At 67.1% G+C, this 13,561-nt stretch carries 12 protein-coding genes; 5 read left to right on the top strand and 7 right to left on the bottom strand.

Annotated features, from left to right (window positions below):
* From QOC76_RS00060 to QOC76_RS00035, 6 genes are all read right to left on the bottom strand, one after another.
* A partial coding sequence (locus QOC76_RS00060; RefSeq protein ID WP_526352893.1) for a xanthine dehydrogenase family protein molybdopterin-binding subunit occupies window positions 1-1,333 on the bottom strand: 1,333 nt, incomplete at its 3' end.
* Complete coding sequence (locus tag QOC76_RS00055; RefSeq protein ID WP_526352891.1) at window positions 1,330-2,307, bottom strand: FAD binding domain-containing protein; 978 nt, start codon at window positions 2,305-2,307, stop codon at window positions 1,330-1,332. The genes QOC76_RS00055 and QOC76_RS00060, both read right to left, overlap by 4 nt.
* Before the next feature lie 3 nt (window positions 2,308-2,310).
* On the bottom strand, window positions 2,311-2,880 hold the full coding sequence (locus tag QOC76_RS00050) for a (2Fe-2S)-binding protein (RefSeq protein ID WP_526352895.1): 570 nt from the start codon (window positions 2,878-2,880) through the stop codon (window positions 2,311-2,313).
* 45 nt (window positions 2,881-2,925) lie between these two features.
* Window positions 2,926-3,804, bottom strand: a complete 879-nt coding sequence (locus tag QOC76_RS00045; RefSeq protein WP_526352889.1) for an ABC transporter permease — start codon at window positions 3,802-3,804, stop codon at window positions 2,926-2,928.
* Window positions 3,801-4,742, bottom strand: coding sequence for an ABC transporter permease (locus QOC76_RS00040; protein ID WP_526352887.1), 942 nt, complete (start codon window positions 4,740-4,742; stop codon window positions 3,801-3,803). Before QOC76_RS00040 ends, QOC76_RS00045 begins: the two co-directional genes overlap by 4 nt.
* Window positions 4,743-4,748: 6 nt before the next feature.
* Window positions 4,749-5,999 carry a polyamine ABC transporter substrate-binding protein gene (locus QOC76_RS00035; protein ID WP_526352885.1) on the bottom strand — a complete coding sequence of 417 codons (1,251 nt, stop codon included), beginning with the start codon at window positions 5,997-5,999 and terminating at the stop codon, window positions 4,749-4,751.
* A gap of 93 nt (window positions 6,000-6,092) precedes the next feature.
* Here QOC76_RS00035 and QOC76_RS00030 point away from each other — a divergent pair, with 93 nt between their 5' ends.
* Both QOC76_RS00030 and QOC76_RS00025 read left to right on the top strand, forming a co-directional pair.
* A complete protein-coding gene (locus QOC76_RS00030) occupies window positions 6,093-7,505 on the top strand; it encodes an aspartate aminotransferase family protein (RefSeq protein WP_526352883.1) in 1,413 nt (470 codons plus the stop codon).
* A gap of 13 nt (window positions 7,506-7,518) precedes the next feature.
* A complete protein-coding gene (locus QOC76_RS00025) occupies window positions 7,519-8,667 on the top strand; it encodes an ABC transporter ATP-binding protein (RefSeq protein WP_526352881.1) in 1,149 nt (382 codons plus the stop codon).
* Here QOC76_RS00025 and QOC76_RS00020 read toward each other — a convergent pair.
* Window positions 8,654-9,289, bottom strand: coding sequence for a TetR/AcrR family transcriptional regulator (locus tag QOC76_RS00020; protein WP_526352879.1), 636 nt, complete (start codon window positions 9,287-9,289; stop codon window positions 8,654-8,656). The two genes, QOC76_RS00025 and QOC76_RS00020, sit on opposite strands and share 14 nt — an antisense overlap.
* Window positions 9,290-9,403: 114 nt before the next feature.
* On the opposite strand from QOC76_RS00020, the gene QOC76_RS00015 reads away from it, so the two are divergent.
* The 3 genes from QOC76_RS00015 to QOC76_RS00005 form a co-directional block, all read left to right on the top strand.
* Window positions 9,404-11,032: a phytoene desaturase family protein gene (locus tag QOC76_RS00015; RefSeq protein ID WP_526352877.1), complete on the top strand. Its 1,629-nt coding sequence runs from the start codon at window positions 9,404-9,406 to the stop codon at window positions 11,030-11,032.
* Window positions 11,029-13,059, top strand: coding sequence for an acetate--CoA ligase family protein (locus tag QOC76_RS00010; RefSeq protein WP_526352875.1), 2,031 nt, complete (start codon window positions 11,029-11,031; stop codon window positions 13,057-13,059). The genes QOC76_RS00015 and QOC76_RS00010 overlap by 4 nt, the downstream gene beginning before the upstream one ends.
* 3 nt (window positions 13,060-13,062) lie before the next feature.
* Window positions 13,063-13,561, top strand: a 499-nt coding sequence (locus tag QOC76_RS00005) for an acyl-CoA dehydrogenase family protein (protein ID WP_526352873.1), incomplete at its 3' end; no start/stop codon positions are given.

The raw sequence follows: 13,561 nt of genomic DNA, 5'->3' as shown, positions 1-13,561 counted from the left end.
CGCTCTGCACTTCCGCGATGCCGTCGGCATTGATCCGGGCCAACGCGGCGCACTCACTGCGCGCGGTGTGGTAGACGGCCGCAGCGGTGCCGATACCGATCAGTTGGTCGCCGTCGCGCATCGAGCGCGGCGTCGGATTGCGTCGCGACCAGCCGAACGTGGCGGCGCCCTGCGTGAAACAGTCCGTCAGCCTGCGGGTGGAGAACGGAAGACCCTCGGACTCGTCGCGCTGCGGTTCGTTGCGCAACCGCACGTCGATCGGGTCCATCGACAGCCGGTGCGCGAGGTCGTCGACAGCGGATTCCAGGGCGAAGGCGCCCGACGTGGCCCCCGGGCCACGCATAAACGTGGGCGGGTTGATGTCAAGCGGCACAACGCGATACGTCGAACGCATGTTCGGCGCGCTATAGAGGAACCTGGCGCCGCTCATCAGGTTGTCCTCGTAGGCGTTGTAGCGCGACGTCTCGGTATGTGCCTCGTGCACGATGGCTCCGATGCGTCCCGAGCGGTCCGCGCCGATGGCCATCCGTTGCCTGCTCGTCGGTCGGAACCCGACGCCGCTGTAGTACTGCTTCCGGGTCAGCGCGAGTTTTACCGGCCTGCGCATCTGGCGGGCCGCGAACGCGGCCAGCAGCTGGTGGGGCCATGTCTGCCCGGCACTTCCGAATGCGCCGCCGACGAACGGGGAGAGCACGCGGACATTCCCGGCGGGTATGCCGAACGCTTTCGCATAGGCCTGCTGGGCCGAGCTGATGCTCTGCACCTTGTCCCATACGGTTAGCCGGTCGCCGTCCCACCGCGCGACGGTGGCCGGAATCTCCATCGGGTTGTGGTTGTTGCGTTCGATCGAGTAGCGCAGATCTGTGACGGCGGCGGCGGTGCGCAGCGCGGAGTCGGCGTCGCCGCGCGCGTAGTCCTTCGTCCTGCTGCCGGGCTTCATTTGTGCCTGCGGCGCATCGATATTCGTCAGCTGCGGGCCGGTCCGGTAACGCACGTTGACAAGCGAGGCGCCGTGGTTGGCGGCCTCGAGGCTGGTCGCGACCACCACGGCGACGGGCTGGCCGAAGCAGGACACAGCCCTGATGTCGTACGGCAGTGCCAGCCCGCCGAAGTCGGTGAGCACGCGCAGCACGTCGGGATGCCTTGCCGCAGAGCCCGGATCGATACCGTGGACGGCTCCGCGGGCCACTGTGCTGGTCACCAGCGCGGCGTAGACCATGTTGTCGACCGGGTTGTCGGCGGCGTAGCGGGCCGCGCCGGTGACCTTGAGCCTGCCGTCGACCCGGGTGACGGGCTGGCCGGTGGCGAAGGCGGCGGGCAGCGGCCTGGTCACGGCATACCCGCCACGGTAACCAGTGCCCGCTGCACCGTGCGTTTGATCAACTCGACCTTGAACCCGTTCTCCGACAGCGGCTTCGCACCGTCTGCCGCGCAGGCGGCCGCAGCTCGCCACAGATCCGGGGTTACGGGCTTTCCTGTCAACTCGCGTTCGACGGCGGACAGTCGCCACGGGACGGTGCCGACGCCGCCCGCGGCCAACCGGGCGGTCGCGACGATGCCCGCCGTGATGTCCAGCGCGACGGCGGCCGAAGCGATCGCGAACTCGTAGGACTCGCGGTCGCGCACCTTCAGATACCCCGACCGTCGCGACTCGGGCCGCACGGGCACGTCGATCGCGGCGATCAGCGCGCCGGTACGCAGGTTGTGCTCCTTGTCGGGGGTACTGCCCGGCTGACGGAAGAAGTCCGCGATCGGCGTCACCTTCTCGCCGTTGCCGTCCCGCGTCACCACGGTGGCGTCGAGGGCGACCAGTGCGACCGCCAAGTCCGAGGGATGGGTGGCTACGCAGGCGTCGCTGGTGCCGAGGATGGCGTGGGTGCGGTTGCGTCCGCCGATCGCGGAGCAGCCCGCGCCGGGACTGCGGCGATTGCACGCCGCGGTCACATCGCGGAAGTACAAACAGCGCGGACGCTGCATGAGGTTGCCGCCGATCGATGCCATGTTGCGCAGCTGCGCCGAGGCCGAGAGCTCCAGCGCCTGCGAAATCACCGGGAATTGTTGTCGCACAACGGGGTGGGCGGCGACCTCGGACATCCGGGCCAGTGCGCCGATGCGAAGCCGCGACGGCTGGAAATCGATGTCGCGGTAGGGCAGCGCGTTGATGTCGACGATCGCGTCGGGTCGTTCGACGGTCTCGCGCATCAAGTCGACGAGTGTGGTGCCGCCTGCGATGTAGCGGCCGCCGGATACCGCGGCCGTCAATGCCGACGCCTCGTCGGACGCCTTGGTGAACCGGAACGGGTACATGCGCTACGTGGCCCGCGCCGCGCTGGCCACCGCCGTCACGATGTTGGTGTAGGCGCCGCAACGGCAGATGTTGCCGCTCATCCACTCGCGGATCTCGGCGGGTGAGCCGGTGTGGCCTTCGGAGATGCAGCCGACGCCGGAGACAATCTGTCCCGACGTGCAGTACCCGCACTGGAACGCGTCGGTGTCGATGAACGCCTGCTGCAACGGATGCAGCCGGCCGTTGTGTTCGAGGCCTTCGATGGTAATGATCTCGGCGCCGTCGTGCATCGCCGCGAGCGTCAGGCACGAGTTGATCCGCCTGCCGTCGAGCAGGATCGTGCATGCTCCGCAGGCGCCCTGGTCGCAGCCCTTCTTCGTGCCGGTCAGCCCTGCTCGTTCGCGCAGCATGTCCAGCAGGGAGGTGCGGTTGTCGACGGTGATCTCGCGGTCTTCGCCGTTGATTCGGAGTCGGACGGTCGATGACTGTGCGTCGTCGCTGTGTTCGTCCTCGCTGCAGCCGGCGATCAGTGGGCTCGCCGCCACCACCCCGCCGACCGCGATGGAGCCACCGACGAACGTTCTTCGGTTGATATCCGGCACTTCGCCCAGGGTAGGCATCCACCCTGTGAGTCGCTACTACGCCTCTCCTGTGAAGCCCCCGAGTCCGCGGTCGGCCGTGTCGTCGCCGCGTGTCATGCGCCGATAGACCAGGAATCCGATGACGACCGCAGCAAGGGCGGCCGCCAGAAGAAGGCTCGCCAGCGCGTTGAGTGCCGGGGTCGGCGCGGCGCGCGCGGTGTTGTAGATCTTCACCGATACCGGCTCGGTCGAGGCGTCGCCGGACAGATAGCGCACCAGCACGAAGTCGTCGATGACGTCGGCGAAGACCAGGACCGTGCTCGCGAAGATCGCAGGCATCAGCATCGGCAGGATGATCCGGCGCAGCGCGCCCAGCGGCGAGGCACCCAAATCCATTGCCGCCTCTTCGTATTGGGGTCCGATCGTCGCCAACCGGGCCCGCACCAGCACCGCGGGGTAAGACACCTGGAAGGTGACAAGGCCGATCACCTGCGCGGTGGTTCCGAGTTCGATCGGCACGGCCACGGTGGTGATCACGAACAGCAACGCAACGGCCAGCAGCACTTCGGGCAGCACGAACGAGAGCAGCATCAGGAAGTTCGCACCCGAGGGCAGCCTGCCGCGCCAGCGGTCGATACCGATCGCGAACAGCGTGCCGAGCGGGATGGTGACCAGGGTCGCGATCAACCCCAGTTTCAGCGTCTGCAACAGCGCGGTGTGCAGCGCGTCGTTGTGCCAGACCGACAGCGTGGCGTCGCCCCAGTACCACCGGAACGAGAAGCCCTGCCACGTCGTGCGGGACTTGCCGTTGTTGAACGAGTACGCCACCGCGATGAGGACGGGAAGCAGCGACCACACCAGATAGCCGACGGTGATGCCGACCAGGAACCGCGGCGGCCGCCACGGATCGTTCCACCACGCGGCCGCGCTCCTCACGAGGCCACCTCGTCACGCCGTGACGTGACCCGGATGTAGTAGAGCATCGGCAGCAACGCCACCAGGAACACCAGCATGACGAAGGCGCCCGCCTGGCCGGTCCGTCCCGGGGCGTGCACGCTGTCGTTGATCAGGTTGCCGACCATCGCGGTCTTGGGCGAAGCCGAGAGCATGTCGCTGGTGAAGTAGTCGCCGAGCATCGGCAGGCAGGTCAGCAGTACGGCGGCGAGAACGGTCGGCCGGCACAGCGGCAGCGTCACCCGCCAGAACGACGAGAAACGGTCGGCGCCGAGATCGCGCGACGCTTCGAGCATCGGCTGCGAGAGCCGGTCCAGACCGGCGTAGAGCGGCAGGATCATGTAGGGCACGTATCCGTACACCAGGCCGAGGATCACCACCACCGGTTGCCCGGTCAGCCAGTCGACGTCGACGGAAAACAAGCCGCCGAAGGTCAGCACCCTGTTGACGAGGCCGTCGTTCTGAAGGAGGTTGACCCAGGCGAACATTCGCATCATGTAGCTGATCCAGAACGGCGCGATCAGCAGAGCCAGCAGCAGCCCCTTGCGTCTCCCGGACAGCCGGGCGACGTAGTACGCGACCGGGAAGGCGATCAGTAGGCACAGCGAGCTGGCAGCGAACACGAACACGGCGGTGCGGACGAGTGCGGGACCGAAGATGCCGTCGGCGCCGCCGATGTGAGCGAGCACGTAGTTGAACTGCGTCGGATCCCACTGCAGCGGATTCCACACCGGGATCGGCGTGCGGAACATCGGGTCGACCCGTCCGAACACGATGCACAGGACGACATAGAGCGGGAAGATGAAAAATGCTGCCAGCCAGACTATTCCGGGCGCAGCCAGTACCGGCCACGGACCTCTGGCACGCTCACGCCGCAGCCGGTCCGACCGCGAAGGTGCCGCGACTACCGGGACAGCCATCGACGCCTAGGATCCCCCGGCCTTGAAGGTCTGCCAGACGTTGTGCCAGGCGGCGTCGTTGGCGGCGTCGAGCTCCAACAACCGATAGCCGGTGTCGAAGTACTCGGGTTTGACGATCGCGCTGCGCAGGTTCTCGGGGATGAATTCCTCTTTGACAAGTGAATCCGGCGTGATGTTGTTTTGTGGCGGCTGGTAACCGATCGCCGAGAAATTCTCCTTCGCCACGTCGGAGTCGAGCATGTGATTGATGAACAGGTGCGCCAGCACCGGGTTCTTGCCGCCGCGCAGCGTCACCAGCATGTCGTTGTCGACCATGCCTTTGCCGTCCGCCGGGAACCAGTAGCGCAGGATCTCGGGCCCGGTGCCCTCGGGCAGGTAGGACTGTGCGTTGATGATGTCGCCCGACCACATCTGCGCAAGACCGAGTTGGCCGGCGGGCAGGTCGCTGTACCCTGTGATGGTGACCTTCGGCGAGGTGGCCTTCACCAGCGCATTGAGTTGTTCGCCGACCATCTTGAGGTCGGCCTCCGAGGAGGTGTTGATGTCCGTAATGCCTTGGCGCAGAAGCACCATGGCCATCGCGGTGTGCCAGTCGTCGAGTATCGCCGTCTTGCCCTTGTAGGCCGGATCCCAAAGCGAGTCGTAGGGATTCTTCAGAGCTCCGATGTCGGCGGGTATCTGATCGGTGCGCCAGCCCAGACCGGTCGTGTAGATGGTGTACGGCACGGTGTAGCGCCATTCCTGGTCGTACCAGGGGTTTGTGAAGCCCGGCCACACGTTCTTGATGTCGGGGATGTAGGAGTGGTTCAGCGGCCGGATCAACCCACCGTTGACCAGTCGGCTGATTTCGGTGTAATTGGCGTTGTAGATGTCGAAGTCGACCCCGCTGCGGAGTTTGGTGATCGCCTCGTCGCCGTCGTTGAAGGTGGAGATCTCGACCTTCGTCGCGTACTTGTCCTCGAAGCTCTTCACGGCTTCTGGGCTGAGATAGTCGGCGTAGTTGTAGATCTTGAGCGTCGCGTCCTTCTCCGGCGCGAGGCCGTCGGCAATGGGTTTGTTGTCGTCGGCGATGTCCCATGTGACCGGGTGATCCGGCGCGGCAAGCGTCATACTCGGCGCCGACGAAGACTGCTCGGACTTCGAACACGCCGCAAGGAAGGCGCCCAAGGTCGGTGCGCTCGCGGCCAGGACCGCTGCTCGCGTCAGGAACTGTCGTCGATTCGGACGGCTGCGGCGTGGTCCGTTGGGCACTGGCATCTCGGCCTCCCCGTTGATTTCGCGGCTTGTCGCTGGTAGGACTCTCGCATAGACTGAATGCTCAGTCAACCGTTCCGTACTGGAGGTTTCACCGTGGCTTCGTCGGTGGTGTCGGGCGAAAAAGAGGGCACAGCGGCTGACACCGTTAACCAATTGATTTCCGACGAGGAGCAGGTGTTTCTGCGGCGTCAGCCGCGCAGCTCCGAACTCATCGCCGAGGCCCGCGTGCACCTCGCAGGCGGGGCCACGTCCAACTGGCAGATCGCCGAACCGCAGGCAGTCTGGATGAGCCACGGCCTCGGCTCGAAGGTGTACGACGTCGACGGCACCTGCTACGTCGACATGCACGGCGGATACGGGGCCGCCATCGCCGGGCACGCGCATCCGGCCATCGTCGCCGCGGTAAGCGATCGGGTAAGGCGCGGAACGCATTTCGCGCAACCGACCGAGGACGCCATCTGGATCGCCTGCGAACTGGCGCGCCGCTTCGAACTGCCGCTGTGGCGATTCGCCAACTCCGGCACCGAAGCCACCATGGACGCCGTCCACCTGGCCCGTGCGCTCACCGGTAGGGACCTGATCATCAAGGTCGAGGGCTGCTATCACGGCCACCACGACTCGGTGCAGGTCTCGGTCCTGCCCGAGGCCGACGAGGTCGGGCCGCGGGACCGGCCGAATGCGGTGCCGGGGAACTCCGGGATTCCCGCCGCGATCCGCGACCTCGTCATCGTGGTGCCGTTCAACGACACCGGTGCGGTGGCGCGGGCGCTCGCCGAACACCGCGGCCAGGTGGCCGCGATGATCCTCGAGCCGGTGATGATGAACGCGGGCATCATTCCGCCCGACGACGGCTACCTCGCCGTCATCCGCGATCTGCTGCACGGCGAGGGCGCGTTCCTGATCTACGACGAGGTAAAGACGGGGTTCACCACGGGGCCCGGCGGAATCACCGCCCGCAGCGGCGTGGTGCCCGACATGGTCTGCCTGGCCAAGGCGCTCGGCGGCGGTATTTCGGTCGCCGCGATCGGCGGCACCGAGACGGTGATGTCGGCGATCGCCGACGGCCGCTACGAGCAGGTGGGCACCTTCAACGGCAACCCGCTGGCGATGGCGGCGACCAGGGCGACGCTCAACGATGTCCTCACCCCGCAGTCGTATGCGCACCTCGACGAGCTGGCGACCCGGCTGCGCACCTCGCTTGAGGCGACCATCGCGCGACACGGATTCGATTGGCACGTCGTCACCGCCGGCGCCAAGGGGTGCGTGACCTTCCGCCGCGATCCGGTGCGCGAGTTCCGCGACTTCCTGCATATCGACGCCAGACTGGGCCACCTGCACTGGCTGATGCAGCACAATGGCGGTGTATTCCTGCCGCCTTGGGGCAAGGTGGAGCAATGGCTGCTGTCGGTTCAGCACGACCGCGACGATGTCGACCGGTTCGCGGCCAATTTCGCCCGGTTCGCCGACTCCATTTCGCGGCACGCCGCGGTGGCGGTCGCGCCTTGACGGGCCGGCCCGGATGAAGGGCGGCGCGATCCGGCTCGAGGCGCTGGTGAAGTCGTTCGACGGGGTGCCGGCGGTCACCGGTATCGACCTCGACATCCCGGCCGGCCAGTTCTATTCGCTGCTCGGCGCGTCCGGCTGCGGCAAGACCACCACCCTGCGCATGATCGCCGGTTTCGAGAAGCCCGACTCCGGTCGCATCGAACTCGACGGCCGTGACGTCGCGGGCGATCCGCCGCACAAGCGGCCGGTCAACACCGTCTTCCAGACCTACGCGCTGTTCCCGTTCATGACGGTGTGGGACAACGTCGCGTTCGGCCTCAGATACCAGAAAACCTCCAAGGAGGACACCAAGAGGCGCGTCGGCGAAGCGCTCGAGCTGGCCCGGATGGACCAGTTCGCGAAGCGACGGCCCGCCCAGCTGTCCGGCGGGCAGCAGCAGCGCGTCGCGCTGGCGCGGGCACTGGTGCTCCGCCCGAAGGTGCTTCTTCTCGACGAGCCGCTGGGCGCGCTGGATGCCAAGCTGCGCAAGCAGTTACAGCTGGAGTTGCGCGCCGTGCAGCGCGAGGTCGGCATCACCTTCGTGTACGTCACCCACGACCAGGAAGAGGCGCTCACCATGAGCGACCAGATAGCCGTGCTGGCCGAGGGTCGCATCGAGCAGGTGGGCCCGCCGCAGGAGATCTACTCCGCACCGGCAACGACGTTCGTCGCCGGATTCCTGGGCGCTGCCAACATCTTCGACGCCGACGTGCTCGAGGCGGGCAACGGTTGGGCGGTGTGCTCTGCGCTCGACACCCGTCTCGGGGCGGCGGTCGAGGGCGGCGCCACAACAGGCGAGGCCGCGATCGTCATCAGGCCCGAACGCATCTCGGTACAGGGCGCCGACGAGCCGGTCGGGCAGGGCCACAACGCGATTGCCGGTGTGGTGTCGCAGGTCGTCTACCTCGGTCACTGCACCCAGGTGCACGTCGACGTGGGAGCGCCGACCGCGCTCATCGTGGAGGTGCCGAACCACTCCGGGCCCGGGTCGGTCAGCCACCGGCCGGGTGAACGGGTGAACTGTATGTGCACACATGATGCGGTGCGTGTCCTGCATCGCAGCTCGGCCGCGGTAATCGCCGATCCGGTCGCCGAACACCTTGCACCGCTTACCGTTTCTTGACGGCAGGCTTCTCTTCGGCAGGCAGATTGAGCTCCCGTTCGGCGAACCGCATCGCGATGTCATAGGCCACCGACGAGTCGACTTCCGGGTCGTCGAGCGCCACCTGGATGGACAACCCGTCGAGGAGCGCGGAGAACTCCAGCGCGAACGTCCGGACATCGATGTCGGTGTCCAGGTCGGCGGACTTCACCGCACCGACGATCATGGCCCGCCAGCGCGCATCGAGCTCGACCCGGCCGGCCTTGACCTCGTCGTGCCGAAATGCCTGCGCCCACAGGTCGAACCACAAACCCCAGGCGCCCGGAATTTCGTTGTCCGCCTCCGGAACGCAGGTCCACTTGATCAGCAATGACAGTCGATCACGCAGTGACGAGATCTCGGCGAGCTTCTGCTCCATCGCTTCGTACCCCGACTCCTCGGAGTAGCGCAGCGCATCGACCAACAGCCGGTCGCGGGTGCCGAAGTAGTAGATGACCAGCGCCGAGCTGACCCCGGCGCGCTTAGCGACGTCGGCGATGCGGGTGTCCCCGAAGCCGCGTTCGCAGATCAGCTCCGCCGCTGCGCGCAACATTTCGATGCGACGGCGTTCGTTGTTCTCCGTCGCCGGTGCAGGTTCCGCCATGGCGTGGTGCTCCCCCTCGTAGTCGCAGCGTTGCCACTTGTTTCCAGCCTAACACTTGATTAGATTGAACAGTCAGTCAAGACGCTCGCCCGAGGCGTCAAAGAGGAGCCCTCCATGTCGAACAACTACGACGCCATCGTCATCGGAGGCGGCCACAACGGGCTGGTCTGCGCGGCATATCTGGCCCGCTCGGGCACCAGGACGCTGGTCTTGGAAGCCCGCAACTCGCTGGGCGGTGCCGCCACCACCGAAGCGCCGTGGGAGGACGCCCCGCATCTGCGGGTGACCCGGCTGTCCTACGTCATGAGCCTGATGCCGCCGACCATCATCAACGATCTCGAGCTGGCGCGGCACGGCTACAAGGTGCATCCGATGGGCCCGTACTACCAGGCCTTTCCCGAGGGCGGGTCGCTGACCATCTACGACGACCCGGCGCGCACCTACGAACAGCTCGCGCGATGGTCGAAGAAGGACGCCGAAACGTGGCCGAAGTGGAACGCATGGCTCGAGGGCATCGCCGACGTGATGGGTCCGCTGCTGACCCAGGTACCGCCCAACATCGGCTCGCACCGTCCGAGCGATCTGCTCGGGCTGGCCAAACTGGGTTGGAGCCAGCGCGGAATGACCACCCGCATGATGGGCGACGTCACCCGACTGCTCACGATGAGCATCTCCGACCTGCTCGACGACTGGTTCGAATCACCGCAAATCAAAGGCGCGCTGGCGGTCAACGGCGTCATCGGAACATGGGCAGGACCGTGCGAGCCGGGCACCGCCTATGTGATGGCCCATCATTCGATCGGTGACGTCGGCGATGGCCAGCTGGGCAGCTGGGGTTTCCCGGAGGGCGGCATGGGCGGGGTCTCGGCGGCCATCGCCAATTCGGCGCGCAGTTTCGGCGCCGAGATCCGCACGAACGCCAGGGTGAAGCGGATGCTGGTGCGCAACGGACGCGTGCAGGGCGCGGTGCTGGACAACGGCGACGAGATCCACGCACCCCTGGTGGTGACCACGCTGCATCCCAAAACCGCCTTCCTCGACCAGATTCCGCGAGCCGAGCTGCCCGAGGACTTCGTGACCGACATCGAGCATTACAAGACGCGCAGCGGCGTCGTGAAGATCAACCTTGCGCTGGGCGAACTGCCGAATTTCACCGCCGACCCCAGCGAGGGACAGGCCGAGCACCTCACCGGCTCGGTGGAGATGGCACCGAGCGTCGAGTTCATCGAGGCGGCCTTCCAGGATGCCCGTTCGGGCAAGCCGGCCCTGCTGCCGTTCAGCGACGGCGTCATCCCGACCACGCTGGACAAGACGCTCAATCCCGATGGCACGCACATCATGTCGCTGTTCACCCAATGGGTTCCGGCCGACTGGAGCCAGGCGCCGCGCACCGAAGAGCTGGACGCCTACGCCGACCGGCTCATCGACCTCTACGACCAGGTGGCGCCCGGCTTCAAATCGTCGATCACCCACCGCGACATCGTCGGTCCGCATGAGATGGAGCAGGAGTACGGGTTGTTGGGCGGCAACATCTTCCACGGCGAGCTGTCGCTGGAGCAGCTCTTCCACATGCGGCCCGCACCCGGTTACGCCGACTACCGCACGCCGATCGCCGGGCTCTACAACGGCAGCTCCGGCACGCATGCGGGCGGTGGCGTCTGCGGCATCCCCGGTTGGCAGGCGGCCCGCGCGGTGCTCGCCGACAAGAAGCGGGGCATTAAGCGGTTCCGCCGCTCTCGATGAGCAAGAACTCCGTCGCCGCGATGCTCGGGGCGCGGTCGATGGCGCTGGTCGGCGCCAGCCCGCGGCCGGACAGCTTCGGCGCCCGCATGATCATTGAGGCACAACGGGGTTCGGCGCGCTTTTATCTGGTGAACCCTCGCTACGACCGCATCGGCGAGCGGGCATGCGTGCCGTCCATCGCCGACGTGCACGAGCCCGTCGACGTGGTGCTGCTCGGTGTTCCCGACGCCGCGCTAACCGATCAGCTGGCCGTTGCTGCGGCGGCGGGCGCCAAGTCCGCGGTGCTCTTCGGCTCCGCCGGCGGGCTGCGGGACCAGATCACGGCGATTGCGGCCGACGCCGGAATGGCGCTGTGCGGTGCCGGCTGCATGGGCTTCGTGAACAACGCGATCGGCGTGCGGGCGCTGGGCTACCTGGAGCCGGATCCCATGCCCGAGGGTGTCGTCAGCCTCGTCACCCATTCGGGCTCGGCGTTCTCCACATTGTTGCGGGCCCGCCGCGGATTCGGCTTCCGGCTCGCGGTGTCGTCCGGTCAGGAACTCGTCACCGACACCGCCGATTACGTCGACTACGCGCTCGACGACCCCGAAACGCGCATCGTCGGACTGCTTCTCGAAACACCGCGCGCCGTGCCGCAACTGCGTAAGACGCTGCTGCGCGCCGCGGAGCAGGACGTGCCCGTCGTGATCCTCACCGTCGGTGGATCACCGCGGGGGAGGACCATGGTGGCCGCGCACTCGGGCGCGCTGGCCGGGGAGCGGGCCGCATGGGACGCGTTCTGCGCGGCGACCGGCGCGGTACACGTCAGCGACCTCGCTGAGTTCAGCGACACGCTCGAACTATTCTCCGCCGGCCGCCGGGCCAGGCCGGGAGGCATTGCCACGGTGCATGATTCGGGAGCCGAGCGGGCATTGGTCGCCGACCTTGCGCACGACCTTGGCGTGGAGTTCGCCGACCTCGCCCCGGACACGCTGGCCACCATCGGCGGCATGCTCGACGACGGGCTGGCCGCCACCAACCCACTAGACGTGTGGGGCACCGGCGCCGACACCAGAAGCCTCTTCGGTGCCTGCCTGAGCGCGATGGTCGACGACCCGGCCGTCGCGGTGACCGCGCTCGCCGTCGACCTGGTCACCGAGTTCGACGGTGACACCGCCTACGCCGATGCGGTCACCGACGTCGCCAAGCACACCGGCGCGCCGATCGCGGTGATGGCATCGGTGGCGTCGGCGATCGATTCGTCCACCGCGGAACGGCTGCGGAACAGCGGGATTCCGGTCTTGGAAGGTGCTCGAAGCGGCCTGGCCGCGCTGTCGCACCTCGCACGCTGGCCGCTGCCCGTCGACAAGTCCGAAATCGACGTGGACCCTGTGCGACAGGCGCGGTGGGCCACCCGAATCTCCGGCGGTGTGCAGTCCTTCGAGCTGCTTGCCGACTACGGCGTGCCGGTGGTCGACGTCCGCGCCGCCGACTCCGTCGATGCGGCGTTGCAAGCGGCCGACGCCGTCGGATATCCGGTCGCCCTGAAAACCGTTGCCGCCGTGCACAAGAGCGATGTCGGCGGCGTGGTGCTCGATATCGCCGACGGCAAGTCACTGAGACGCGCATATGCGGTGATGGCCGATGCGCTGGGGCCCGCGGTGACCGTCGAGCCGATGGTCTCGCCCGGCGTGGAAGTGTCGGTCGGGATTGTGCGCGACCCCGCCTTCGGGCCGCTGCTGGTCGTCGCGGCGGGCGGCACTCTGGTGGAGTTGCTCGCCGACCGGGTGGTGGCGTGCCCGCCGGTGTCGGCCGCGGACGCCGGGCGCCTGCTCGACGGCCTGCGCATCCGTCCGCTGCTGGCCGGGTGGCGCGGCGCACCCGCCGTCGACATCGACGCACTGGTGCAGGTCATCGTGGCGTTCTCGCAGATGGCGATGGAGATTCGCGACGCGGTGGACGCGGTCGAGGCCAATCCGGTGATCGCGACTTCACACGGCGTTGTGGCAGTCGACGCCCTGGTTCAGGCGCGTGGGGCAGAATCCTAAGACGTGGCATGGGACTTCTCGACTGATCCGGATTTCCAGAAGAAGCTCGACTGGGTCGAGGAGTTCTGCAAGGAGGAGGTCGAACCGCTCGAGTTCGTCTTCCCCTATGCCGTCCGTTCGCCCGATCCACGCGTGAAGGCCTACGTCCGCGGGCTGCAGCAGCAGATCAAGGGTCAGGGGCTGTGGGCGATCTTCCTCGACGAGGAACTCGGCGGTCCCGGCTTCGGCCAGCTCAAGCTCGGACTGCTGAACGAGGTCATCGGCCGCTACACGGGGGCGCCGCAGATGTTCGGCGCCGCCGCACCCGACACCGGGAACATCGAGATGCTCGCCGCCTTCGGCACCGAGGAGCAGAAGAAGCGCTGGCTGGAACCGCTGCTGAACCAGGACATGTTCTCGGCGTACTCGATGACCGAACCGCAGGGCGGTTCGGACCCCAACCTGTTCAAGACCCACGCCGTGCGCGACGGCGACGCGTGGGTCATCAACGGCGAGAAGTGGT

The sequence above is a fragment of the Mycobacterium sp. genome (genome assembly GCF_032159565.1).
Lineage (GTDB): Bacteria > Actinomycetota > Actinomycetes > Mycobacteriales > Mycobacteriaceae > Mycobacterium.
Note: the sequence above shows the minus strand (reverse complement) of the source record. Positions and strands in the feature narration are given on the sequence as shown.